The sequence below is a fragment of the Nocardiopsis sp. NPDC101807 genome (assembly GCF_044766605.1).
GTDB lineage: Bacteria > Actinomycetota > Actinomycetes > Streptosporangiales > Streptosporangiaceae > Nocardiopsis > Nocardiopsis tropica.
Window position 1 is genome coordinate 169,373 of the sequence record NZ_JBIWMK010000011.1, and the last position, 24,857, is coordinate 194,229.

The 24,857-nt window shown below is 69.7% G+C and carries 19 protein-coding genes; 9 read left to right on the forward strand and 10 right to left on the reverse strand.

Annotated features, from left to right (window positions below):
• Positions 1-252 carry an acyl carrier protein gene (locus ACIRPH_RS28665; protein ID WP_402919822.1) on the forward strand — a complete coding sequence of 84 codons (252 nt, stop codon included), beginning with the start codon at positions 1-3 and terminating at the stop codon, positions 250-252.
• Here the strand turns inward: ACIRPH_RS28665 and ACIRPH_RS28670 are convergent.
• The 4 genes from ACIRPH_RS28670 to ACIRPH_RS28685 are packed head-to-tail and all read right to left on the reverse strand — an operon-like array spanning position 249 to position 6,311.
• Positions 249-1,292, reverse strand: coding sequence for a 3-oxoacyl-ACP synthase III family protein (locus ACIRPH_RS28670; RefSeq protein WP_402919824.1), 1,044 nt, complete (start codon positions 1,290-1,292; stop codon positions 249-251). The two genes, ACIRPH_RS28665 and ACIRPH_RS28670, sit on opposite strands and share 4 nt — an antisense overlap.
• The gene (locus ACIRPH_RS28675; protein WP_402919826.1) at positions 1,289-2,596 is read right to left on the reverse strand and encodes an MFS transporter; all 1,308 of its coding nucleotides are present in this window, start codon (positions 2,594-2,596) and stop codon (positions 1,289-1,291) included. The genes ACIRPH_RS28670 and ACIRPH_RS28675 overlap by 4 nt, the downstream gene beginning before the upstream one ends.
• The gene (locus ACIRPH_RS28680; protein WP_402919828.1) at positions 2,583-5,540 is read right to left on the reverse strand and encodes an ABC transporter permease; all 2,958 of its coding nucleotides are present in this window, start codon (positions 5,538-5,540) and stop codon (positions 2,583-2,585) included. The genes ACIRPH_RS28675 and ACIRPH_RS28680 overlap by 14 nt, the downstream gene beginning before the upstream one ends.
• A gap of 3 nt (positions 5,541-5,543) precedes the next feature.
• The gene (locus tag ACIRPH_RS28685; RefSeq protein ID WP_402919830.1) at positions 5,544-6,311 is read right to left on the reverse strand and encodes an ABC transporter ATP-binding protein; all 768 of its coding nucleotides are present in this window, start codon (positions 6,309-6,311) and stop codon (positions 5,544-5,546) included.
• Positions 6,312-6,485: 174 nt separating this feature from the next.
• Between ACIRPH_RS28685 and ACIRPH_RS28690 the strand changes: the two genes are divergently transcribed.
• On the forward strand, positions 6,486-7,085 hold the full coding sequence (locus ACIRPH_RS28690) for a TetR/AcrR family transcriptional regulator (protein ID WP_402919832.1): 600 nt from the start codon (positions 6,486-6,488) through the stop codon (positions 7,083-7,085).
• 1,023 nt (positions 7,086-8,108) lie between these two features.
• On the forward strand, positions 8,109-9,296 hold the full coding sequence (locus ACIRPH_RS28695) for a DUF4041 domain-containing protein (protein ID WP_402919834.1): 1,188 nt from the start codon (positions 8,109-8,111) through the stop codon (positions 9,294-9,296).
• A 440-nt stretch (positions 9,297-9,736) separates the two neighbouring features.
• On the opposite strand, the gene ACIRPH_RS28700 is transcribed toward ACIRPH_RS28695, so the two are convergent.
• Positions 9,737-10,069: a hypothetical protein gene (locus ACIRPH_RS28700; protein ID WP_402919837.1), complete on the reverse strand. Its 333-nt coding sequence runs from the start codon at positions 10,067-10,069 to the stop codon at positions 9,737-9,739.
• A 1,154-nt stretch (positions 10,070-11,223) separates the two neighbouring features.
• Here ACIRPH_RS28700 and ACIRPH_RS28705 point away from each other — a divergent pair.
• The 4 genes from ACIRPH_RS28705 to idi all read left to right on the forward strand — a co-directional run bounded on the left by ACIRPH_RS28705 (position 11,224) and on the right by idi (position 15,761).
• Entirely contained in the window at positions 11,224-12,627 is a 1,404-nt protein-coding gene (locus ACIRPH_RS28705) for a family 2B encapsulin nanocompartment shell protein (protein WP_402919839.1), read from the forward strand.
• A 35-nt stretch (positions 12,628-12,662) separates the two neighbouring features.
• Positions 12,663-14,039, forward strand: coding sequence for a family 2 encapsulin nanocompartment cargo protein terpene cyclase (locus ACIRPH_RS28710; RefSeq protein ID WP_402919841.1), 1,377 nt, complete (start codon positions 12,663-12,665; stop codon positions 14,037-14,039).
• An 86-nt stretch (positions 14,040-14,125) separates the two neighbouring features.
• Positions 14,126-14,986, forward strand: coding sequence for a geranyl diphosphate 2-C-methyltransferase (locus ACIRPH_RS28715; RefSeq protein ID WP_402919843.1), 861 nt, complete (start codon positions 14,126-14,128; stop codon positions 14,984-14,986).
• Between the two features lie 166 nt (positions 14,987-15,152).
• Positions 15,153-15,761 (forward strand): isopentenyl-diphosphate Delta-isomerase, encoded by a 609-nt coding sequence (gene idi / locus ACIRPH_RS28720; RefSeq protein WP_402919845.1) that lies wholly within the window; start codon positions 15,153-15,155, stop codon positions 15,759-15,761.
• Between the two features lie 100 nt (positions 15,762-15,861).
• Here idi and ACIRPH_RS28725 read toward each other — a convergent pair whose 3' ends face one another.
• Positions 15,862-17,733, reverse strand: a complete 1,872-nt coding sequence (locus ACIRPH_RS28725; protein WP_402919847.1) for a DNA/RNA helicase domain-containing protein — start codon at positions 17,731-17,733, stop codon at positions 15,862-15,864.
• A gap of 277 nt (positions 17,734-18,010) precedes the next feature.
• On the opposite strand from ACIRPH_RS28725, the gene ACIRPH_RS28730 reads away from it, so the two are divergent.
• On the forward strand, positions 18,011-18,958 hold the full coding sequence (locus ACIRPH_RS28730) for a hypothetical protein (protein ID WP_402919848.1): 948 nt from the start codon (positions 18,011-18,013) through the stop codon (positions 18,956-18,958).
• 244 nt (positions 18,959-19,202) lie between these two features.
• Here the strand turns inward: ACIRPH_RS28730 and ACIRPH_RS28735 are convergent, their stop codons facing one another.
• From ACIRPH_RS28735 to ACIRPH_RS28745, 3 genes are all read right to left on the reverse strand, one after another.
• Positions 19,203-21,437, reverse strand: a complete 2,235-nt coding sequence (locus ACIRPH_RS28735) for an ATP-binding protein (RefSeq protein ID WP_402919850.1) — start codon at positions 21,435-21,437, stop codon at positions 19,203-19,205.
• A 214-nt stretch (positions 21,438-21,651) separates the two neighbouring features.
• Positions 21,652-22,263: a DUF6879 family protein gene (locus ACIRPH_RS28740; RefSeq protein ID WP_402919851.1), complete on the reverse strand. Its 612-nt coding sequence runs from the start codon at positions 22,261-22,263 to the stop codon at positions 21,652-21,654.
• Positions 22,256-22,525, reverse strand: coding sequence for a hypothetical protein (locus ACIRPH_RS28745; protein WP_402919853.1), 270 nt, complete (start codon positions 22,523-22,525; stop codon positions 22,256-22,258). Before ACIRPH_RS28745 ends, ACIRPH_RS28740 begins: the two co-directional genes overlap by 8 nt.
• Positions 22,526-22,753: 228 nt before the next feature.
• Between ACIRPH_RS28745 and ACIRPH_RS28750 the strand changes: the two genes are divergently transcribed.
• Complete coding sequence (locus ACIRPH_RS28750) at positions 22,754-23,464, forward strand: DUF5710 domain-containing protein (RefSeq protein ID WP_402919855.1); 711 nt, start codon at positions 22,754-22,756, stop codon at positions 23,462-23,464.
• A gap of 28 nt (positions 23,465-23,492) precedes the next feature.
• On the opposite strand, the gene ACIRPH_RS28755 is transcribed toward ACIRPH_RS28750, so the two are convergent.
• A complete protein-coding gene (locus ACIRPH_RS28755) occupies positions 23,493-24,464 on the reverse strand; it encodes a hypothetical protein (protein ID WP_402919857.1) in 972 nt (323 codons plus the stop codon).
• Positions 24,465-24,857 lie beyond the last annotated feature (393 nt).

The window sequence follows — 24,857 nt, forward strand, 5'->3', positions numbered from 1 at the left end:
GTGACGGAGGAAATGGTCCTGGAAATCATTCGGGAGGCCGTTGACGGGGAGGGGGGAGGTCCCGGGAGGGAGGAACTCCTCCAGGATGTGGGGGTGGACTCCATCGCCGGGTACGAGATTCGCCTGCTGATCCGGGAACGGTGCGGTGCGCGGGTGTCCGAGGAGGAGTTCGACGGACTGCGCAGTGTGGGGGACCTGCTGGACCTGCTCCGGTGCGAGGGGGGCGCGCCGGCGGGGCGGGGGCCGCGCTAGAGGCCTGAGCCCTGCTGGCGCAGGCACATGCTTCCCCACAGGAAGCCGGCCCCGATCACGGCGAACACCGTGTGCTCGCCGGGTCGGGGGCGCCCGTCCCCCCTCAACCGGTCCAGCACGGTGAAGATCGTCGCGGCGCCCGTGTTCCCGTACTCCTCGATGGTGGTCACGGCCTTGTCCCTCGGCTGCCCCAGCGCGTCCATCAGCCCGGTCACGAGGTTCTTGTTGGCCTGGTGGAACACGAAGTGGTCGATCTCGTCCGCGGTGAGGCCCGCCAGCTTCAGGGTCTCCTCCAGGTTCGGGGGGATCCGGGTCATGACCTGCCGCCACACCTCGGGCCCGTCCATCTGGAGGAACTGCCGGCCCGTGCCGACCACCTCCGGCCCGAACGGCTCGCGCGCGCCCCCGGCGGGGACCTCCACCGCGTGGGACAGCGTTCCCCCCAGGCTCCAGGACAGCACCCCGCTGCCCTCCTCCACGGGCCCGAGGACGGCGGCCCCGGCCGCGTCCCCGAAGAACACCCGGGTGGTGCGGTCCGCCGGGTCCGTGATGCGGGACAGGGCCTCGGCCCCGATGACCAGGACGCGTCGGAAGTGGCCGTTCTGGAGCAGGTGCACCGCCGTCCACATGCCGTACAGCCCGCCGGAGCAAGCGGCCTGGTTCATGTCGAGCGACACCGCCCCCCGCGCGCCGATCCGGTCCGCCACCGTCAGCGCCGTGGAGGGGAGCAGCTGGTCGAAGGTGAACGTCGCGACGATGACGCAGTCGATCTCGTCGGCGCCCGTCCCGGAGTCCTCCAGGGCGCGCAGGGCCGCGGCCACGCACATGTCGGACGTGTTCTCGCCCTCGGACAGGAAGCGGCGCTCCCGGATGCCCGTCCTGGACACGATCCACTCGTCGCTCGTGTCCAGGTGGCGGCCCAGGTCCTCGTTGGTGACGACCACCCCGGGCACGTAGGAGCCCACGCCCAGGATGCCGACGGGGACCTTGTTCAGCAGGGTGGTGCCGGAGGTGGTCGAGATGTTCTCGTCTGGTCTCATGGCGCTTCCTTCGCGCTGGGGGGCGCTTCGTCGGAGGACTTCCCCGCCGGGCGGTCCGGCTGCCGGGGGAAGGAGGTCAGCTCACGGGTGGCGGGCAGCGCGGTGACGAGCGCGGCCACGCCGAGCAGGAGCAGGGCGAAACCCGAGAACAGGAGAGGGGTGCCGGTGTACTGCACGCCGAACCCGGCCGCGAGCGGGCCGAGCGGCGCCACCGCCCCGGAGATGAACGTGCACGCGCTGCCCACCCGGGCCTGGAGCCGGTCGGGCGTGGTCAGCAGCTGGTAGGTGCCGAGGACGATGGAGAGCAGGGGCGCCATGGCCACGGCCAGGGCCAGGGGGAACACCACGCTCCAGTGGTCGACGAGCGGGATGGCCGCCACCACCGTCAGGGGGAGCACCCAGAGGACGACCAGGACCAGGGTCCTGGGGGAGAAGCGCCGCAGGAGCGCGGAGGCCGCCAGTGCCCCGCAGATCCCCCCGAGGCCGGCCGTGCCCATCACGGCGCCGATCGCGGCGCTCCCGACCCCCGCGTCGGCGCCGGCCATGACGACCGCCAGCATCACCCCGTTGACCACCAGGTTGGGTGCGGCGCCGGCGAGCAGCAGGACCTGGAGCGGGGGGCGCTCCCCGATCCAGGAGAACGCCTCGGTCCAGCCCCGGCGCGGCGGTCCCTCCACGGACGCCGCCGGCTCGCGGGGACCCTGCAGCCTCTCCCGGACGAACACCAGCCCGATCGCCGCGACCGCGTGGCCCGCGGCGGCAGCGCCGAACGGCAGGACCCGCGACACCGCCATCAGCCACCCGCCCGCGACCGGACCGAGGATGGCCGCGATCTGGTTGCGCGCCTCGTTCTGGCCGACCGCGGCGGACAGCTGGGAGGGGTGCACGATGTGCCGCAGAGCCGCCCGTTCGGCGAAGCGGTAGCCCTCGTGCCCCACCACGTCGACCAGCGCCACCGCCACCACCGCCCACAGCAGCAGCGTGGAGTCGCCGACCACGACCAGCACCAGGACCAGGAACCCCATGGCCAGCGCCCGGGACCCCTGCGCGCCGATCATCAGGGCGCGCCGGTCGAACCGGTCGGCCGCGGCCCCGCCGGGGAGCCTGGCCGCGACGGCGGCGGCCCCCAGGGCGAAGGTCACCGTGCCGACCAGGGCCGGGGTGCCCCCCGAGTCCAGCAGGACGAGAGGGTAGGCCACGGCCCCCATCCCGGGGCCGAACTGCGCGACGAACTGGCCGGTCCACAGGATGCGGAAGGACCGGTTGCGGCGCAGGGGGACCGGCCGGGTCTCAGGTGCGGTCACGGAGCGCCTCCGCGGGTGGGACGTCGCCCGCGCGCCGCGACGCGAGCACGGACACCAGCGTGGAGAACACGAGGGTGGCCCCGATGATCACGACGAGCACGGCCACGGGGACCGTGTAGGCCACCCCCGGCAGGTCGACCCGCAGCGAGTCCACGAGTCCGGGGGACACGGCGAAGCCCAGCCCCACGCCGAGCGCGATGCCGCTCACCGTGACCACCAGCGACTCGATGAGGAAGAGCCGGCGGATCCCCGAGCGCTGCATGCCGATGGCGCGCAGCACCCCGATCTGGTTGCGGCGCTCGGTGATCGACCTGATGCTCACCACGCCCAGGGCCGAGCACCCGACGACGAGTCCGAAGCCCATGAAGGCCATCAGCAGCCACTGCACGACCCCGTTGGAGGAGGCGCGGAACTCCACCTCCTCCTGGAGCGGCGTGACCGTGACCCCGTGGTCCAGCAGGGCGCGCCGGGCGGCGAGCGCGACCTCCCCGACCTCCTCCCGGTCCTCGGCGGCGACGAACCAGTGCGTGGGGGAGGCGTCCTCGCCCGTGATCCTGGCCAGCCCCTCGGTCGAGGTCACCACGTCCCCGAGGTACTCCGCGCTCCGGTCCACGACCCCGATGACGCGCAGCGTGGTGGTGCCGCCGTCGGGACCGGCCACCTCCAGGCGCAGGTCCCCCGGCAGCTCCTCGTCCAGGACGTCCACGCCCTCCAGCTCCAGGTCGCTCCCGCCGCCCACGAAGGCCGCCGAGTCGCTGGGGATCATGGTCCCGGAGACGACGGCGGTGTTCGGGGAGCGGCGCAGCTCGTCCCAGACCTCCTCGGAGGAGTCCAGGCCCGGGGCCCGGAGGAAGACCGGGTAGCGGTTGCCGAGGAGGTAGTCCTCGTCGGCCCCCCAGACCCCGACCTCCTCGGCGCCCGCCTCGGCGTCGATCTGGCGGGCCCGCACGGAGGCGTCGGCGTACCCGCCGATCCGGCCCACCTGCGAGGTGTCGACGTGCGGGCTCTCCTCGAACACGCCGCGCAGGTCCGGGGGCGCCCCGCCCGGGGAGACCCAGGACGCCTGGAGGTCGAACCCGCCCGTCACCGACCGGTGGTCGGCGTAGATCTGGTTGACGGCCGCGGTGACGAAGCCGCTGAGGGTGATCGTCAGGACCACGATGCTCAGCATCGCGATCGTCATCCCCGAACGGAGCCGGTTCCGGACGGAGTAGGCCACCGCGATGGGGACGACCGAGGTCATCCTCGGCAGCGGCGCCAGGAGGCGCCGCAGGGCCCGCTGCACGAGGTCGTCGTTGGACACGAACAGCCAGACGCCCGCGCCGACCAGGGCGATGCCGGAGAGGAAGAAGATCGTGACGCCGGACCCGGTCTCACCGAACAGCTCGCTCGGCAGCGACCACAGGACGATGACCGCCACCGCCCCCGCGGAGTGGGCGAGGCGCTGCGGGACCCGCAGGCGCGGAAGCCCGGCGCCCAGCGCCCCGAACACCAGGGTGAGCCCGGTGAGCGTCTCGGTCGCGGTCCCGTTCCGCACGCCCAGGGCCGCGGTCGCGACCCCGGCGAGCAGGGCCAGGACCGGCAGGACCACGGCCCGGCGCCGGGACCGGGGCGGCGCCTCGGCCCCGCGCAGCGCCGCGACGATGTCCACCTTCGAGGCCCGCACGGCCACCAGCGCGAAGACCACCGTGATGACGCCCACGCCGATGAGGTAGGCGGTGGCCATGGCCACGGGGTCGAACCCGAACTCCAGGCGCGGCGGAGGCAGGGCCGGGTCCGTGACCCGGTCGCTGAGCACACGCGACGCGCCCGCCCCGACCCCCCAGCCCAGGAGGGTTCCGGCCGCGGACGCCAGGACCGCGTACCCCAGTCCTTCGAGGGCCAGGACGAAGGCGAGACGGCCTCGTTTCATGCCCATGGCCCGCAGGACGCCGAACTCCGCGTGGCGCTCGCCGGCCAGCATCATCACGACGAGGACGATCAGGAGCACGCCCGCCACCATGGACAGCTGGCTGAACAGCAGGAACAGGGTCGACAGCTCGGTCGTGAGCCGGTCCGCGCTCTCGTGCGCGGAGGCGCGCAGGGGCTCGGCCTCCCAGTCGTTGGCGCGGGCGAGGGAGGACAGCTCGCCGTGGACGGGGTCCTCCCGCTCCTCCCAGGTGACCTCGCGGTCGTAGGCCAGGGTGACGGCGTTGACCCGGCCGGGCAGGTCGGCGATCTCCTGGAGCTCGCGCAGGGACACGACCGCGGAGGCGGGTGGCGCCAGGGGGGCGCCTGCCTCGTACACGCCGACGACGCGCATGGTGCGGCCGGCGACGGTGAGGACGTCCCCCCGTTCCGCGCGCAGGTCGCGGGAGGCGGCCCCGCTGATCAGGATGTCGTCCTCGCGGAGGCCCTCGCGCGCCAGCGGCGCGCCCGACGAGTCCACGAGCCGGACCGCGTCGTCGTTGTTCGCGGCCCCGACCACGGTGAGCCCCGGTTCGCCGCGCTCGGCGCGCCCGTGCTCCACGGGGACGGGGAGGCTGAGCAGGGAGGAGACCACGGCGTCGGGTTCGTCCAGGGCGTCCTCGATGGAGCGGACGTCGTCGGAGTCCAGGACGGGCGGCCCGGTCCCGGCGGCCCCCTCCGACTCCTCCTCCTGCTGCTCCGGCTCCTCCCGGTCGTCCGCCTCCACCGGGGTCACGACCGCGTCGACCCCGCCCAGGTCCGCGGTCTGCTGGGCCCGCATCGCCTGGTGGAGTGCGGCCTCCAGGGTGAAGGAGGCGGAGAACAGCAGGGCGGCGAGGGAGAGGCCCAACGCCACGAGAAGGGTCTGGGCCGGTCGGCGGAAGGCGTTGCGCATGGCGATGCGCACGCTCAGCCGGCCCCGCGGGGTGAGCGCCACCAGGGCGATCAGCAGCAGCGGGGAGGCCACCGCGACCACGAGGGTGAGTGCGTCGCTCATCCGTCACACCCCCGGCGAGGCGTCGGAGGGGCCGGCGGCCGGGCGCGCGGAGTTGTCCTCGACGCGGTCCACCCGGCCGTCGGCCATGTGGACCTCGCGGTCCCCGTAGGCGGCCACGTCGGGGTCGTGCGTGACCATGATCAGCGTGAGGCCGTCGGCGTGCAGCTCGCGCAGCAGGCGCAGCACCTCCGAGGTCGAGGCGGAGTCCAGGGCGCCGGTCGGCTCGTCCGCCCACACGATGGCCGGATCGTGCACGATCCCGCGGGCGATCGCCACCCGCTGCTGCTGGCCGCCGCTCAACTGCGAGGGGAGGTGGCGGGAGCGGTCGGCCAGCCCCACCCGCTCCAGGGCGGCGAGCGCCCTGGAACGCGCGTTGCCGGGGCGGGCGCCGCCCAGGAGGAGCGGCATCTCCACGTTCTCCAGCGCCGAGAGCACCGGGATCAGGTTGTACCCCTGGAAGACGAACCCCATCCGGCGCGCGCGCCGGACGGTCCGCTTGCGCTCGGAGAGGGCGTGGATGTCCTCCCCCTCGACGAGCACCGTGCCGCCGTCGATGCCGTCCAAACCGGAGGCGCAGTTCAGCAGCGTCGACTTCCCGCACCCGGAGGGACCCATGATCGACACCCATTCGCCTTCGGCGACCGCCAGCGAGACGTTTCTCAGTGCGGAGGAGGCGGCCTGGCCCTCTCCGTACGTTTTCGTTATGTCCTTCACGTGAATGACTGGGGTGGTCACAGATCGCCTCGCGGTCGTCGCGGTCGGTATGGGCATTGCCGTGGAATGAATTACTCTGGCGCGTGCATCTTCAGTGTTCCCGCAGGTGACAGTCTCCGTGTCGGGTTTTCTCCGCTCTCCGTGACTTCGTGGATTCGATTCTGTGGTCCCGTCGTAAAAGTGCTGTCACGGGTGTATTGATAATCCGATCCGCTGTGCCATGATGGGCGGATGCCAAAACTTGTGGACAAAGAGGAAAGACGCCTCCGGATCGTCGACGCGCTGTGCCGGATCGCCGCCGAGAAGGGTGTGGAGGGCATCAGTGTTCGCGCTGTCGCGGCGGAGGCGCAGTTATCGGCGGGTGCGGTCCAAAGAGAGTTCGGCACCAAGGAGGAGCTGCTCCACTTCGCTTTCCGGGTGATCGCTGACGAGATCACTGCGTGTTTCGGGGTCTTCCAGGACGGGGTCGGGCGTCCCGCTTTTCCGGAGGTCCTGCGACGGGTGCTCGTGGACCTGCTGCCCACCGACGAGCGGCGGCTGGCCCAGGTGCGGGCCTGGAACGTCCTCTACGCGCGCGCCGTGGTCGACCCCGCGTTCGGGGAGGTGCTCTCGGTGCTGGACGACAGGCTCCGCGCCGGCTTCCTGCGGGCCCTGGAGCGCGCCCGGGAGAAGGGCGAACTGGCCTCCGTGAAGGACCCGGAGGCCGTCGCCGAGCTGCTCCTGGTGACCGTCGACGGACTGTGGGCGGGGTGCGCGAGGCTGTCCGAGGGCGACCGCCCGGACCGCCAGCTGGCCGCGGTCGAGGCCGCGGTGTCCTGGCTGGCCCGGTGACGCCGCCGACCGTCCTCGGCGTGCGCGACCCCCGGACGTCCTGAGGCGGGTCGGAGGTGGCGGGCGCCGAAGCGCGCCGGGGGGATGGCCTCCATCAGGGCAACTCCTCACTCTCTCCACGGGACCTGCGGCCGTGTGGACGGACCCAGGAGACGCCGTGGTCTACCGCCTGTTCGCGAGCATGGCAGCACCCTTCCAGCGGGGCCTTGCGCGTTCCTTGCGCGAACCTTGAACAGGGTTCGGGGGTGTGTATGCGGCCCGGGTGCTGGCGCACCTCCCCGAGAACGTGTGCGGCGGGCCGCCCCGAACAGCCGAGCTCGATGGGTGGTCGCGGCCCTTCTGCGCAGCGGCGTTCCGTGAGGCGCCGTCCGCGTTCGGAGGAGGACGGCGTCAGCTGAGATCACCGCCCTGGGCGAGGCCAAGGCACGGATCGAAGGAGATCCCGTCAGCTTTGGTGTGGAGACCGGGAACCACATGCCGACCGCGTTGATGTCGCGCCGATCAGGTACTGGACCGGGTTCCGCTTGAATCGGTACCGATCCGGTGGGGAAGGCCGAAGCCGGTTCTGCCTCAGGAAGGGAAAGGGGTAGGGATCACGCTCTGGTCACGTTGTGTAGAGATGTCATCTTTTTTCGCTCCTATCGCGTCGAGTATTCAGGTGTTCTCGTGACTGCGAGACCGATCGTCAAAAGCGACAATAGGCGCTTTGTGTCCTTTGATGTGGAAAGTGGTATGCCCTCTACCCCCGTTCACCGTTTCAACCCTCCGCCGAACTGGCCTGCCGCCCCAGAAGGATGGACGCCCCCTCCGGGGTGGACACCGGATCCCGCCTGGGGGCCGGCGCCGCCGGGATGGCAGTTCTGGGTTCCCGGCGCGGGGGCGCCGGAGCCGGTCCTGAGCGGATTGCCTTCCGCTCCGCCTCCGCCGAGGTCCGGCGGTGGCCTGTTCGGCAAGAAGAAGCGGCTCGAGGAGCTGGAGGCGGAGAACTCCCGGTTGCGGGAGTGGGTGCAGAGCCTGCAGGGAATGGACGCCCTGCAGATCGCGGAGAAGACCGAGGCCTTGCGCGAGCGGCTGGCCCGTGAAGAGGACGAGGTCCAGCAGACACAGGCCCGGTGGCGGGCCGAGATCGGCCGCTCCGAAGCCGAACTGGGCCGGGTGCGTTCGGAGGTGCACCAGGCCCGGGCACAGGTGGTGGAAACGGAGGAGATCGCACTCCTGCAGGAAGCGGGCATCTACGAATACCAGCACCCGCTGGCCGACGCGGTCGCCTACAAGGCCCGGTTGAAGGAGGTCAAGGACTCCCTCAAAGCGATGGCGGCCAACGACGGTGCCGTGCTCGCCGCAGCCGACTGGCAGGTCAACGGCTCGTTGGCGCAGGGACGCAAGATGGTCCGGGACTTCTCCAAGCTGATGCTGCGGGCCTACAACGCAGAGGCGGACAGCCTGGTCCGCTCGATGAAGCCCTACAAGCTCGCCTCGGCCGCGGACCGCCTCGGAAAGACCCGCGAGACCATCGCCCGGCTGGGCAAGACGATGCACATCCGCATCAGCGACGCTTACCACCAGCAGCGTCTGTACGAGCTTCAGCTGACGGCGGACCACCTGGCCAAGGTCGACGAGGAGAAGGAGCGAGTCCGAGAGGAGCGGGAACGCCAGAGGGAGGAGGAGAAGGCCCGGCGCGAATTCGAGCGGGAGAAAGCGCGCCTGCTCAAGGAGCAGTCCCACTACGAGTCCGCTCTGGCCAGGCTCGAAGCCAAGGGTGATGAAGCCGGAGCGGCGCAGCTGCGCGAGAAGATCGCCGAGGCCGAGGAGGCGATCAAGGGTGTCAGCGAGCGCGAGGCCAACATCCGCGCCGGCTATGTCTACGTGATCTCCAATATCGGGGCTTTCGGAGAGGACATGGTCAAGGTCGGTATGACCCGGCGCCTGGAGCCCATGGACCGCGTGCGCGAACTGGGTGACGCCTCGGTCCCCTTCCGTTTCGACGTGCACGCGCTCATCTTCAGCCAAGACGCCGTGGGGCTGGAGTCGCGGCTGCACAAGGAGTTGGAGGACCGCCGGGTCAACCGGGTCAATCTGCGGCGTGAGTTCTTCCACGCCACCCCGGCCGAGGTGCGCGACATCCTGGCGCGGATCTCTGGCCAACACCTGTTGGAGTACCGCGAGACGCCGGAGGCGTTGGAATGGCGGGCCGGCCGGAAGGAAGAGTGACTGCGCCGAACGTTCCGCCAACCTGTGGAAGACGGAACGACTCGGCTGAACAGGGCGCCTTCTTCTAGGTTTCAGACGCCGGGCCGGAGAGATGGGCTGGCTGCGCAGTGCAGGCGGCGATGGTTGAACCAGTCCGCATACTCGGCCACCGCGATCTCCAGGTGATCAAGGCCCCCAGGGGCTGCGGTTGCGGTCCGGTTCGGCCCTGAACAGCGTGTGGGACGCCTCGACCACGGCGTTGCCATAGGAATCGCCGGTGGACCTTGCGCCGGGGAGCACACAGGGAGCATGCGGGGGCAGGAAACGCGGCGAGGACCTCTCACGAGGTCCTCGTGTGCCCCCTGTGAACTGGGGTCTTGTGGCGCACCCGGCAGAATCCGAACCTGCGGCCCCCGGATGAGAAGCCCTCTGTCGAGACGGCGCAGGTCGCCCTGGGCGGCTCAGGCGTCGCAGCTCTGGCAGCGGCGCGTGGCGATCCGCGCCGTGTTGCCGTGCGTGGCCTGTGCGGGGCTCCCCTCACTGATGCGCCTCCACAGCTGAGGGTCGGGTTCGGGGATCCATCCCCACTGCGGTGCGGTGACCTCGGTGTCGTTCTGGTGCATGCAGCCCGGACGGTGGGCCACGCCACGCGGCGAGACGAGGACGGCGCCGGCGGGGAAGACGGAGCCCGCCGCTACGGCGCCGGAACGGGTCCGAGGGGTCCCGTCGTCCTTGCCGAGGGAGCAGGCGCAGCCGCCGCCGATGGGGAGCTCGCAGAAATCACAGCGTTCCATGGGCCCCATCCTGTGCGACCCCTGTGACGATCGGGCGCGAGACGCGCGTCCCGCGTGGGAGGCCGCCGACGTGTTGCCAGGTCCGGGAGGCATGGCCGGATACGGCCACCTTCGGGAGAGAAGGCGGCGGGGCAGCGAACGTCCTGTCCCCCGGAGGCCGTGCCGGGCTCCTGGGGCCAGTCCTCGCCACCCGTCGATCCCCGAGCGAGGGAAGGTTTCCGCCGTCCGCCCCACAGGCGTTGAACGCCGCCACGCGGAGCAGGGCGTCAGGCCGAGGGAACGCTCTTCGAGAGCACACGTGGGCGTCATCCCCCCGGCCGAACAGGCGCAGGAGGAACAGCGCCGCGAAGAGAACGGCGACGTGTGACGCCGGCGCCATCGCCGCCGCGGCCAGGAACGCGAAGACGCCGGGGAGGCCCCCGCGGAGCCGAGCGGTCGACGGCCGAACCGTTCTGCGTCAGGGCCAGGCACTCGCCGGGGTCGCGAACATCAGGAGCGAGCCCAACCCGTCCCGGGACCGGCCGGCCGCCTCGTGCGCCGGGCCGCAGGGCCCGGACCGGGGAGGCGCGGTCGCGGCCGACCCTGGTCCGACCACTGCGGCGGCCCCTGCGACGGGTCCGCCTCCAGGCCGCCCGGACGGGAAATCCGCTTTGGGATCACACGGGAAGCTGTAACCGGTTGTCCGAAACACGGCCTTTGGTCTTCAGGTGGTGTGCCGGGGCCCTCTTTTTCGAGAGGCGTTCAAATCGTGCTATGTCATCACCTTCCGCTCAAAAGGGATGGCTGTGCCTCGCGTGTGGCGCGGTCAATGGCGTGAGTTTTTTCGTCACCCTTTGTCACGTTAAGGGAGTGGTTTGACCTGGGGTCGAGGAGGGAGAACAGAGGATTCTCTCGGGTTCTTCATGAAAGGTCGAGCATGGGCAGTGATTTTTGTTAACCCCTGTTCAGAGTGGGAAAAACGCGATTCCGCTGCGATGTCCGGCGGCGCTCTCCTAGGGTGATCAGCGGTTTACGGGACGCGGGCTCTGGGGCCACCAGGGTCGGGCGGCTCACGTAGGCGTTCAGCCAACCCTCCTTCCCCTCGCCCGTCCCGTGGGCTCCCCCGAGGACCCGCGGGACGGGTACAACGACCACCACGAGGAGAGACTCCGCGGATGTCGATCGACTCAGCCCCCGAGGTACGAACCAGCGAGCAGCGGAGCCTGGCGACCGCGGCTGCGCGCAACCTCGCCACCACCACCAAGTCCGCGCCGCAGATGCAGGGCATCAGCTCCCGCTGGCTGCTGAAGATGCTCCCGTGGGTCCAGGCCGACGGCGGCGCCTACCGGGTCAACCGGCGCCTGACCTACACCATCGGCGACGGCCGGATCGACTTCGACCAGACCGGCTCCGAGGTCCGCGTCATCCCGGCCGAGCTCGGCGAGCTCCCCGTGCTGCGCGGCTACGAGGACACGGAGGTGCTGCAGGCCCTGGCCGGGCGCTTCGTCCAGCAGGAGTTCGAGGCCGGGCAGGTGCTCGCGCAGCAGGGGACCCCGGCCGACCACCTCTACCTCCTGGCGCACGGTCGCGTGCACAAGACCAGCAACGGCCACTACGGCGAGGTCAACCGGCTCGGCGTCCTGGCCGACGGCGACAAGTTCGGGGACCGCTACCTCCTCGACACCGACCCGGTCTGGGACTTCACCATCAAGGCGGCGACCGCGGGTGTCCTGCTGGCGCTGCCCCGCCGCGAGTTCATCGCCCTCCTGGACGACTCGCCCAGCCTCCAGGCGCAGGTCCAGCACTTCCTGTCCGTGCCCGAGCACCGGCAGAACAAGCACGGCGAGGCCGAGATCGCCCTCTCCTCCGGCCACGTCGGCGAGACCGAGCTGCCCGGCACCTTCGTGGACTACGAGCTCAAGCCCCGCGAGTACGAGCTGAGCGTGGCCCAGACGGTGCTCCGCGTGCACACCAGGGTCGCGGACCTCTACAACAAGCCGATGAACCAGACCGAGCAGCAGCTGCGGCTGACCATCGAGGCGCTCCGCGAGCGCCAGGAGTCCGAGCTGGTCAACAACCGCGACTTCGGCCTGCTCCACAACGCCGACTTCAAGCAGCGCATCCAGACCCACGAGGGCCCGCCCACCCCGGACGACCTCGACGACCTGCTGAGCATGCGCCGCAACACCCAGTTCATGTTCGCCCACCCCAGGGCCATCGCCGCCTTCGGCAAGGAGTGCAACAAGCGGGGGCTGAACATCGGCACGGTCGACGTCAACGGCCACCACCTCCCCGCCTGGCGCGGCGTGCCGCTCCTGCCGTGCGGCAAGATCCCGGTCTCGGAGCACCACACCTCGTCGATCATCGCCATCCGCACCGGTGAGGACAACGAGGGCGTCATCGGGCTCCACCAGACCGGTCTCCCCGACGAGGTCGAGCCCGGCCTCAACGCCCGGTTCATGGGCATCGACGACAAGGCGATCATCTCCTACCTCGTCAGCACCTACTTCTCCGCCGCGGTCCTGGTCCCCGACGCCATCGGCATCCTGGAGAACGCCGAGGTCCGGCCCCGTGCCTGAGCGCCCGACACTGTCAGGGAAGGAGGACTGAGACGGTGTCACTGATGGCCCGGATGTCCGCCTCCACCGCCACCCACAAGGCGGCGGACCTGGTGGAGGCCCTGCTCCGCGACTCCAACCGACCCGGAAGACCGGACCTGCTGGCGCCCCCGTCGGCACCCACACCGCAGGGACTCGCACCGGAGGGGCCCGCCGCTCCGCGCCTGCCCGGCGGGCCCACGGGGCTCGGCGTCTCGGCGGCCACGATCCGGCTCCCGGCCCCGCCCGCCCGGCAGCGCGCCGCGGTCCCCCTCGGGGCCCCGGCACCGGCCCGGACCGGCGTCGGAGCGCGGACCCTCCCGCGGCTCCCCGCGACTCCGCCCGGCGCCGGGGGCATCGGCTCCCACGGGGGCGGGGGCTCCCCGGAGACCGCCCGCCCGGCGGAGTCCCGACGACCGCCGGCGGACAGCGCGTCCGCCGTGCCCGTGCTGTACTGCCCGCCGGCCCTCCGCGACGACCCCGCCCTGGGCGACGAGGTCGACGAGCGGCTCGTCGAGTGGGCCGAGGAGGTGGGGGTCTACCCCGGCCAGCTCGACCGTGTCAGGTCGGCCGGGTTCGGACGCCTCATCATGCTCGCCCACCCCGAGACGGACGACCCCGACCGCCTGCTGGCCGCCGCCAAGTGCGCCCTGGCGGAGTGGTCCGTGGACGACCACTACGTCGACGGCGAGGTCGAGGAGGCGCAGCCCGAGCTGCTCGGGCAGCGCCTGGCCATCGCCCACTCGGTGATCGACCAGGCCCACCTCCCGCTGAGCTACGCGCCCCAGCTGGAGGAGGTCGTCCAGGGCGACCCGGTGATGGTCGCCCTGCGCTCAAGCCTGAAGAACCTCGCCCGCTACGGCTCGTCCGCCCAGGTGCGCAGGCTCCGCCACGAGCTGGCCATCATGTTCGTGGCCTACAACCAGGAGGGCGTCTGGGCGGCGACGGGTCAGCGGCCGCCGGTCTGGGAGTTCCTCATGCACCGGCACGAGAACAGCTTCGTGCCCTGCATGGCGCTCATCGACACGGTCGCCGGCTACGAACTGCCCGCTGAGGAGTTCTCCGACCCCAGGGTGCGTCGCCTGTTCACCATGGCCGGATCGGCGACCGTGATCGTCAACGACCTGTACTCGATGGGCAAGGAGGACCCCTCCGACTTCAGCGTCCCCCGGCTGATCGCCACCGAGGACGGCTGCTCCGAGCGCGAGGCGATCGAGCGCACCGTCGTGCTCCACGACGAGCTGATGCACACCTACGAGGCGGAGGCCTCCGCCCTGGCCCTCACCGGCTCACCCGAGCTGCGCCGGTTCCTGGCCGGCGTGTGGGCCTGGTGCGGCGGGAGCCGCGAATGGCACGCCCGCACCGCCCGCTACCACGGGACGGGCGCCGCCTGAGGGGGACCACGGCCCCCTGCACGTCACCACCGCGGCCCGGGCCCTGCCCGGGCCGCCTCCGGAAACCACCACAAGGAGTACACGCGATGACCACCACCATGCCCTCCTCGGACAACGTGCTGCGCACCGACTACCAGAAGTCCGTGGCCGCGTACTGGAACGCGGAGAAGGACCCCGTCAACATCCGCCTGGGCGAGGTCGACGGTTTCTTCCACCACCACTACGGGCTCGGCGACTACGACCCCTCCGTCCTGCAGGGCCCGGAGGAGACCCGCGACGCGCGCATCATCGAGGAGCTGCACCGTCTGGAGTCCGCCCAGGCCCAGGTGCTCATCGACCACCTCGGCGACATCAGGCCCGAGGACCGCATCCAGGACACCGGGTCCGGCCGGGGCGGCACCAGCTTCATGGCCAACCAGCGGTTCGGCTGCTACGTGGACGGCGTCTCGATCTCCCAGCAGCAGGTCGACTTCTCCAACGAGCAGGCGCGCGACCGGGGCGTGGACGACAAGGTGCGCTTCCACTTCCGCAACATGCTGGACACCGGCTTCGAGACGGGCTCCATGCGCGCCAGCTGGAACAACGAGTCGACCATGTACGTCGACCTCTACGAGCTCTTCAGCGAGCACGCCCGCCTGCTCCGCTACGGCGGCCGCTACGTCACCATCACCGGCTGCTACAACGACGTGACCGGCGGACGCTCCAAGGCGGTCAGCCGCATCGACGAGCACTACACGTGCAACGTGCACCCCCGCAGCGCCTACTTCAAGGCGATGGCGGCCAACAACCTCGTCCCCATCAGCGTCGTCGACCTCACCGCCGACACGATCCCCTACTGGGAGCTGCGCGCGCAGTCCTCGGTCGCCACCGGCGTGGAGGACCCGTTCCTGACCGCCTACAAGGAGGGCAGCTTCCACTACCTGCTCATCGCCGCCGACAAGGTCTGACCCCAGGCCCGGCGCGCGGGCGCTCGCCAGCTCTGAGCCGAGCGCCCGCGCCGACCCTCCAGACCCCCCGTAGCCCACAGCCCGGGCACCGCAACCGCGGACGGGGACGACGGGCCCGCGACGCGGGCCCGTCACCCCTTCCCCTCCGCCCGACCGAAGGATCCACATGAGCACGCACCCCGCCGCCGGCCGCCCCGGAACCTCCGCCACCGTCCCGTCCGGAGACCGTCCGGACGGCCGGATCATGCTCGAACTGGTCGACGAGGCGGGGACGACCATCGGCACGGCAGAGAAGCTCTCCGCGCACCTGGCCCCCGGACGGCTCCACCGGGCCTTCTCCGTCTTCCTCCTCGACGAGCACGGCCGCCTCCTCCTCCAGCGCCGCGCCCTGGGCAAGTACCACTCGCCCGGCGTGTGGTCGAACACCTGCTGCGGCCACCCCTACCCCGGCGAACCGCCGTTCGCGGCCGCGGCCCGCCGCGTCGGCGAGGAGCTGGGCGTGGCGCCCGCACTGATGCGCGAGGCAGGCACCGTCCGCTACCACCACCCGGACCCGGACTCCGGCCTGGTCGAGCAGGAGTTCAACCACCTGTTCGTCGGCCTGGTGGACGGCGTCCTGCGCCCCGACCCCGACGAGATCGCCGAGACCGCCTTCGTCGGCCCGGAAGAGCTGGCGAAGCTGGCGGGCGCCGACCCGTTCTCGGTGTGGTTCACGACGGTGCTCGACGCGGCACGGCCGGGACTGCGCGAACTCGCGCCGGCGGCCGGCTGGTAGCCGGTCCGGAGCGGCGCGGGAAGCCTCCAGGGCCGAGTGCGCTCCGGGGGCGTCGGCGGGACGGCTCACGAGCGAACCGCCGACGCCCCCCGGAATCTGCTCAGGCCGCCTTCGCGGTCAACCGTGACAGGAACTCCTGCGTCTCAGGGTCCGTCGAGTACAGGAGCGTGCCCTGCATGCCCCGGGTGAGCAGCACCTTGTAGGTGTTGCGGATGAGGGCCTCGGCTTCGGCGTCGGTCGCCTTCTTCCCCATGGCGGGATCCTTGTTGGCCTGACGGTCGATGACCAGGCGACCGTCCCGGAAGAGCAGGTCCGGTCCCAGGATCACCCCGGACCAGTCGTACTCGAACCCCTGCGCCGTGTACACGCATCCGACCTGGTCGAACCCGCCCTCCTCGGTCGCCCAGAGGGAACTCGGCGGCACGCCCGGCAGCCAGCGCGTCAGACGGCTGTTCCACGGGCGTTCCCAGTCGCCGATACGGACGTCGTTCTCCAGGGGCCGGTCGTTCTCGGCCTTGCTCCACGGCCAGCAGTACCCGGCGCTCATCCGCGCGGTGTAGCCCCGTTCCAGGGTGGGACGCAGGGCGTCGTCCATCTCGGCCGGGGAGGACACCGTGCGGAGGGTGAAGTTCTCGTCGCCCTCCCAGGGGACCGGACCGCCGGGAGCCAGGCCGAGGAGGCGGAGCACCCACTGTTCGTAGAGGGCGCTGCCACCGCACCGGAACTGCCCGGACAGGTCGATCTGGTGGACCTCGAAGCCCTTGTCCTTCGCGTGTTGGCGGATCGTCTCCACGGTGCCCATCTCACCGGGCCGCACGACCTGGTGCTCGTCCAGGAGGAAGACGGGCACCCTCGCCGCCGAGAGCAGCTCGTCCACCTGCGGCCTCCCGGTGCGCAGCGTGGCCTTGGTGTACCTGTTGGCCGAGGTCTCACGGATGCGGTGCGACTCGTCGCAGATCAGCACCTCGAACTCGTTCTTCGAGGCCTCCATGAAGCTGTTGAAGTACTTGAACAGATCCTTCACGCGCTTGCTTCGCTTGCCCGCCACCCTGCGCATGGTCTCGGTGAAGGCCTTCGAGCCGGTCGCGTGCATGGTGCCGATGCCCTTGCGGGAGAGCTCGCCGAGCAGTGACAGGGCGATGACGCTCTTGCCGCTCCCCGGACCGCCACTGATGATCACGGCGGTCTTTCGGTCGTTCTCGTGGGCCCGCTCCACCGCGTGCATCACCATGCGGAACGCAGTGTGCTGCTCGTCCAGCAGGGTGAACTGGGTCCGCTCCTTGACCTCGGCCGCGGCGACCTTCATCAGCTGGCGGCTGGGGCGGATCTTCCCGCTCAGGAGGAGGTCGGCGGACTCGGCTCCGGGAAGCGGTGCGAGCCTGCTGCGCAGGAAGGAGAGGAACTCACCGCGCCGCTGGGCGGTGAAGAGCCGGCCGTTGCCGTCCTGCGGCAGGTCGAAGAGGTCGCGCACAGCCGGGTCGTAGGCGTTGTGCAGGTAGGCGGCGCCGCGGATCTGCTTCTCGGGGTCGGTGACCGAGGAGACGAAGTCGCCGATGTAGGAGCAGTAGTCGCGCACCTGCAGGACGGGGTGGAGCTTCGGTCCGCCGGGCTGGTGGGGGACCAGCACCATGGTCGGGTCCTCCTCCCACGACTCGGCCTCGCTCCACTGCTTGAGCTCCACGACCACGTAGCTGGGGTCGTCTGTCTCGGGGTGGTGGCCGGCGAGCACCACGTCCACGCGCTTGTCGGAGAGCGGTAGACGGTACTCCATGAGCACTTCGACATCGCCCAGCCCCGCGTCGACCAGGTCGGTGGCGAGTGCGGGCAGGCTGCGGTTCCAGGAGCGGATCTCGGCGGGGCTGGGGGAGCGACCGGTCGCGTACCGCAGGTGCTCGGCGAGTAGCTGACCGAGCTCCTCCTCGAGGGGCGAGAAACGGGACAGGGACGCGGCGGATCGGCGGAAAGCCGTCAAAACAGACTCCAGAGCAGCACGAAAGAGGAACTCGTGCGGGTGGAGGCGTGTCCTACGGGGCAGGAAGCCTGTCGGGCCGCGAGAGGTACTGGCCCAGGCTAGCGATGCCGCAGCGGGTAGGACGGTCCTTCACCCACACGGGTCGGAGGATGGGTGCGGGGAACCCGTGGTTGCCACGCGTATTTTCGTAGCATAAGCGGACATGCTGACATAACGGCCTTTTTGTACTGTGGAGCTGTCGCCCTGGAGGACCGTGGAAAGTTCAGGAGTTGGACCCTTGGGTGAGAGTGATGTTGCCAAGGCCTACGTCTATGTCGCGAAGACCGCGAGGAAGAACCTGGAGACCGGCATCAAGCAGTCGGTCTGGGGTTGGAAGGCGGACACCGTCAACGAGGGGGACAACCACAACGTTCTCGCCTCCCTGAAGAAGGGGGACTATCTCTACCTGGGGTTTCGCGGTTCGGGACATATCTCGGCGCCGAAGGCACAGAGCAGTGTGATCTCCAAGGTGGTGGTGACACGGCTGACGGGCGGGCTGTACGAGGACACAAGCAAGGTCTGGGAAGACGACGTATACCCCTATCGAGTACCCCTCGAACTCGTCGAGACCATGTACGACGTGACCAGCGAAGACATCGGAGAGGAGGGTGTTGAGGCCTTGCGCGGGTCGGCCTGTGGCAAGGGGGCTGCCTTTCTTCCCGAGAGTCGGGAATCCGTCATGGAGAAGGTTCTGGCGAAGGTCCTCGAGGACCACAAGGCCGGGCTCACCGAGTTGGAGGATCCTGCGGACAGTGTGAACCGCGACCTTCCGTCCGTCCTCGATCTGCGTTCCTACGTCCTCACGCGTGCTGAGCAGAAGATGTTGCGGCAGGACAAGCTCGACGGCAGGACCCAGGTCCATTGCGACCTGTGCCAGTTACTGCTCCCTGCGAGGCTTGTCCACACCGCACACATCCGGAGGCGTAGCGAGAGCCCGCGCAGGGTGCGCCTCGACCCCAACAACCTCATGTTTGCCTGTGTGCTCGGATGCGACTCCCTCTTCGAACACGGCTACGTGTATGTCGCCGCCGACGGGGCGATTTGCTCTGCGGAAAAGTCGGAGAAGGATCCTGCCCTTGCGGTTGCTGTCGGCCGCCTCGGCGCTACATGTACTGCTCACACGGATGAAAGTGCTGCCTACTTCGCCTGGCACCGCCACAACATCGCCCACGTGATCGACAGCTGACACAGGAAGCCCACAGCCTTCGTGGCTCGCCATGGAGACGGTCACCGACAGCGCCAAAGAGCCTGAACTCCCGATTTTGATGAACGCCATCAAGCCAGCTGCCACACCACGGTGATCGTGAAACCAGACCACCTTGATTCGGAGCCGGCACCATAGAGCCAAAAGGGGGGCTGTCCTGCAGGAGCACGGGCGGGCTGGCACCTGGTTCAACGGGTACCAGAGGCTCTTCCTGTGGGACAGGGCTTCAGGGAGTGGGTCCCTGCTCCACTGTCGCGGTGATCTCCTCGTGCAGACCCTCGGCTCGGGGATCGGTGAAGCCCTCGAGAGCGTCCAGGGCTTCGCGCCAGTGCTCCTGGGCCTGCCCGGAGTCACCGTTCCGGGACACCACGACGGCCAGACGGTTCAAGCTGACCGCCAGGTTCCACCGGGACCGGTTCTTTCGATAGCCGTTGGCTGCCTGGCGGTAGAACTGGGCAGCTTCTTCGAGGCGGTCGAGGGACTCATAGACCTCGCCCACGCCCTCGAAGGACTCGGACTCGCGGACGTGGTCGCCGATCGAGCGGTGCAGGCTCGCAGCCTCGTGGAAGCTGGTCAGGGCCTCCTCCGGTTGCTGGAGCAGAGCGTAGATCCGGCCGAGCTCCAGGAGGGCGAACCCCTCCCGGACGGCGTGGTCGAGCTCCTGGGCGATTTCCAGGGCCTTCAGGGTGAGGGTCAGGGACCGGTCGGCCTGGCCCAGCTCCCGCAGGGCCGCGCTCAGGGAGGTCAGGCATGCGAACTCGCTCATCCGGTTGCCGGTCTCGCGGTGGATCTCCAGGGCCTGCTCGGCCAGGGCCACCGCGTCTTCACGCAGCCCCAGGTCCAGGAGGCAGCGGACCAGGTTCCCCAGAGCGATCCCCTCCCACAATCGGTCACCGAGGGCTTGGGCGGCTGCACCGGAGCGCTCGAGGTGGTCGCGTGCCTCGTCGAGCCGATGGCCGCGCAGATGGGCCAGGCCGAGGGCGTTCAGGGACATCGCCACCCCGGTCTCGTCTCCCAGATCCCGGCGCAGATCGAGGGCGCGGGTGTGATGCTCGATTCCCTCGACGGTCCGATGGGAGTGCAGGTGAGCTATGCCCAGGTGCTCCCACAGATCGGATTCTGCCCTGGGGCGGTGTTCGCGGCGCACCGCCACCAGCCCGTGGTCGAGGGCACTGATCCATGCTCGGCCGTGAACAGGGAAGTGTCCCAGGACGTAGGGGAGACGCCAGATGAGGTGGTCGAGTCCTTGCGCAGCGGCCGTCTCCGCCGCCGCCATCAGGTTCGCCGACTCCAGTTCGAACCATCGGAGCGCGCCGGAGTTGTCGGTAAAAACTGTGTCGGTGAACCCGGAGGCCGGCTCCTGTCCTGGGTTGGTGAGTATCTCATCCGGCTCCGGAAGCCGCAGGTTGGTGTCGACGACCTGGACCGCTGCGTAGGCGGTGCGCAGATACCAGGTCAGGAGCCGCTCCAGAGCCGCACGCCGCAGGTCGGGCTCCTCCTCGTCGCGCACCTGGTCCATCGCGTAGGAGCGGATCAGGTCGTGGAACCGGTAGCGGTCCGCGCCGGTCTGTTCCAGCAGGTGGGCGCCGACAAGGCTGTCCAGGGAGCGCCGGGCGCGGCGCACGGGCAGATCCGCCAGGGCGGCCGCGGCCCCGACATCGAAATCCCGTCCGGGGTGCAGGCCGAGGAGTCGGAACAGCCGTGCGGCATCCTGGGGCAGGACCCGGTAGGACCAGGCGAAGACGGAGCGAACGGTGTCCGCCTCCTCCTCGTCATCGGTGGCCAGGGCGTCCCACAGAGCGGACTCGTCACGCAGATCCTGGATGAGGTCGGCGAGCGGCATGTGCGGTCGGCTCGCCGCGCGTTCGGCTGCGATGCGCAGGGCCAAGGGGAGCTGGCCGCACAGCCGCGCGAGTTCAACCACCTCCTGGGGATCGTCCTGGGGTCGGTGGTGGACGGTCACGTACTCCAGGAGCTCCACCGCCTCGGTGGTATCGAGGGTACGCACGGTGAGGCGCTGTGCCCCGTCCCTGGCGACCAGACCGGACAGCCGATCCCTGCTGGTGATGACGACCGCGCACTCGGAGGACCCTGGTAACAGCGGACGGACCTGGGCGGCGGTCGAGGCGTTGTCCAGCAGGATCAGAACGCGTTTACGCGCCAGGAAGGAGCGGTAGAGAGCGGCTCGGCTGTCGGTGTCCGGGGGAATCGACCCGGCGGAGACACCGAACGCCCGCAGGAAACGCTCCAGCACCTGCTCCGGGGCCGCCGGCAGGCCGGGGCCGTAGCCCTGGAGGTCGACGTAGAGCTGACCGTCGGGGAAGTGCTCGTGGACCCGGTGCGCCCAGCGCAGAGCGAGCGCGGTCTTGCCCACCCCGGCCGTGCCCACGACAACGTGGATCGTGGCCTCGGAGGGCCCGTTTGCGCCCTGCCCGGTCCTCGGCAGGCGGCTGCTGAGCACATCGAGTTCCCCGGCACGGTTCACGAACCCGCGTACGTCACCGGGAAGCTGCCGGGGCACAGGGGCGCTGAAGCGCTCCGAACGGTCCGAGTGGAAGTGCACTCCGCCGCGGACGTCTCTCGCCTGCACCGCACGGCCGGAGACATCGGACATGCGGGAATGCGTGTCCGCCGACGGGTTCTCCTCGGGATCCTCACCGTGCCGGGGTGTGCACCTATCGGGCACGGGTGGCTTCCGCGTCGGACACTTCACGGACGAAGTAGTCCTCCAGAACTTCGGCCGGCTGGTGCAGCGCCGCGATCTCGGACCGGCACCCGTCGATGACGGCGGGATCGGTGAACCGGATCGCGCCTTCGATCACGCCCTCCTCGTCGTAGAGGATCCTGTAGGCCACCTCGTCTCCGAGGACGACGATCTCCGGGACGGGATGCTCCCTTTCGAAGGCCGAGAGAGGGGCAGGGGAGATGACACGAATGTCCTCACCGCACTGGGCGCGGACCCGCAGCGAGTGCAACTCCCACAGCAGGTAGGTCGGGAAGGGTTTTTCCACGACCCGGACACGTCGAACCGAGGCTCCTGCCTGGGCGAGGCGGTCGAACTGCTCGCGCAGGGCGGGACGCCTGGCTTCCAGGAGCCCCAGGGCTTCTTCGCGCCGGCCCTGGAGGAAGGCCATCCAACTGTCGCTCTCCGGCTGGTGAAACACTTGCTGCCGTTCGAGCTTCCAGATGGGGGAGTTGCGCAACGACCAGAACCGTGCGCTGAAGTCCTGTCCGTAAGAGGCCTCGTCCAGCCGTTCGCCGGTGAGTCGAGTCATGCTCTCAAGCATCTGGGATATCCGCCTTGGCCGCGATCAACGTGTTGCGAGGTAGGACCACGAGGCGTTCGTCCTGTGCAATGGCCGCACCTGCGGGAAGCCGGTGCTCATAGACGTCCGTCAGGTCACGGCCTATCACTGCGATGTCCCCATTATCCAGTTCCCATATATCAGGACATCCGTCGACGTTGTCGGTGTTGCCTAGAATGGTAGGAGGAATTCCCAATCGACGTTTCATTGTCGCTGTGGGGTCGGCTTCCCAAGGGCGGGGCATGGATTTCCTTCCACGTGCTCCGATGGGGCGAGCGTGCGTCTATAGGAAGAATAACATGATCCGCTAATCGATCGGAGGTGGTCTGGGGGTGCCTCGGAGGACAAGGCGGCAAGGGGCGAACGCCTCTTTTTGGTGGCCGTTTTCGGTCATGTGAAAGTGCGGACTTTTCTTCACCTCTGCCACTAGAGTCGCTGCGCTATCACACCTCCCCACCATTTGAGGAGTACGGTGCCTGCCGAGCGGATCTGGCTGGATGTCCCCTACGCTGAGAAGGACCTGGCAAAGGCGGAAGGGGCGAGATGGGACCCCCGTGCGCGTCGCTGGTTCGCGCCCCGGCCCGGTCTCGCAGGGTTGGAGCGCTGGATTGCTCGTCCCGACATCCCCGATCTGCTGCCGGGGGAGGACCGTTCGCTGGGCTCGGGGTTGTTCGTCGACCTCGTCCCCACCACCTGTTGGTTCACCAACGTGCGTTCATGCGTGTCCCAGCAGGACTGGGAACGGCTGCGCCGCATGGTCGTGAACCGGGCGGGCCAGGTGTGCGAGGTCTGCGGAGCAAGCGCGGATCGAGAGGCGAAGCGCTGGTTGGAAGTACACGAGAGGTGGACCTTCGACGAGCGGAGCAGCACACAGACCCTGCGACGCCTGATCTGTGTCTGTACCCCTTGCCACACCGTCACACATTTCGGTCTTGCCCAGGTGCGTGGAATGGCCGGTCAGGCGATGGCTCACCTGATCGAGGTCACCGGTGCTTCCCCCGCTGCGGCCCAACGGCATGTCAGCGAGGCGTTCGCGCTGTGGGAACGCCGTTCGAGTGTGGTGTGGGAGTTGGACCTGAGCATGCTGACGGGGGTCGGCGTCGCCATTCAGCCTCCGCCAGAAGCCTGGCAAAGGGCTGAAGACGCCCGGAGGGAGCTGTCGAGGCAGCGGGCACCGTGGTGATGTGAGCCGGGCACTCGGGGAGGCGGGCTCACACCGGTCGGCCGGTGCGGGCAGTCTCCCCGGGGTCGACGTCGAGCACGTGGACGCCCTCGGCCGAGGAGACCACGATCGTGTCGGCGGGGGTGACCAGAAGGTCGCGCACCCGTGGCGGCACCGACCAGGGGATGGCGACCTTCTCCGGGGTGTCCGTGTCCAGGAACAGATGGCACAACCGCCCCGGGAGCTCCTGCGGGTAGTCCTGTTCCTCGACGAGGACGGCGACCGGCCGTCCGCCCCACTCGGTCACCCTCGACACCACCACCCACGGATTTACCCCTGGGAACACCGGCTCCAGATCGGGCAGGGTGACGATGTCCCCGGCCTCGGCGAGGTAGGTGCGCCCGGCCGCGCGGGCGATCCCGATTCCCCGGTCCTCGGGGACCGAACTGTCGAGACCGACCTTCCCCACCCAGGAGCCGTCATCCGCCCGCCGTACGTAGACGAAGGGCTTGTCGAGGACGCTGAAGTCGTCGTCCCAGAATTCGACGACCTCTTCGGTGGTAGGCCATGCCAGGTAGCCGTGGTTCAGGGTGAGGCGCTCGCTGATTTCTCGGTAGCGGTAGTGGTCGTAGGCCATGCCGGGGACCGGCTCGCCGGTGGCCAGGTTCACCGCCCGCACCGAACGGTGGTAGGGCCCCTCACCCGCCTCATGCAGGAAGAGCAGGTCACGCCCGCCGTAGTGCCCCAGGGCCAGGCAGCACGCATCATAGAAGTGTTTCCCCGTGTGCGGGCCAGGCAGGAAGAAGGTCTGCAGGGCGGACCCGTCGCGCGCATCGGTGACCATCAGGTTCTTGGACGTGGTGAACGCCAGGACCGGTTCGGGTCCGAGTGTGGGAAGGCTGGTCAGGTGGACGGGGGAGGCGGAGGAATGCGCGGGGCCCATGGGACGGCGGCTCGCCAGGTCGAAGGCGACCGCGAGGACGTTGTCGTTGAGAAGGCCGGATTCGGACTCGTCGTCCACGACGATCAGTAAGGAGTCCCGGACCAGTTGAAGGTGCGCCCCGTGCCAGTCTTGTCCAGCAGAAGCATCTCCCGCATGGGCCTCTCCGTAGGTTTCGGTTTCCCGGCACAGTAGTGCTTTCCGGGGAGACACCACGAGTGAGAGCGTGAATCCGCGGAACCCGGTTGTGGGCTCCTGTGCGGCCCGCAGTCGCACCTACGAGTCCCGACCGGCACCCGCCCCGGCTCCGTCACGAGAGTCGTGGCCGTGGTCGGCATGGTGGCCGTGGCCACCTCTCCCCGGGGCGTAGGCGGCATCGGCCGCGAGGCCCGGCACCGTACTCGCGACGAGGCGATGCCCTGTGGCCGGGCGGCGTCCGCTTCGAGGGTGATCACGGTTCGGCGGGGAGGCGGG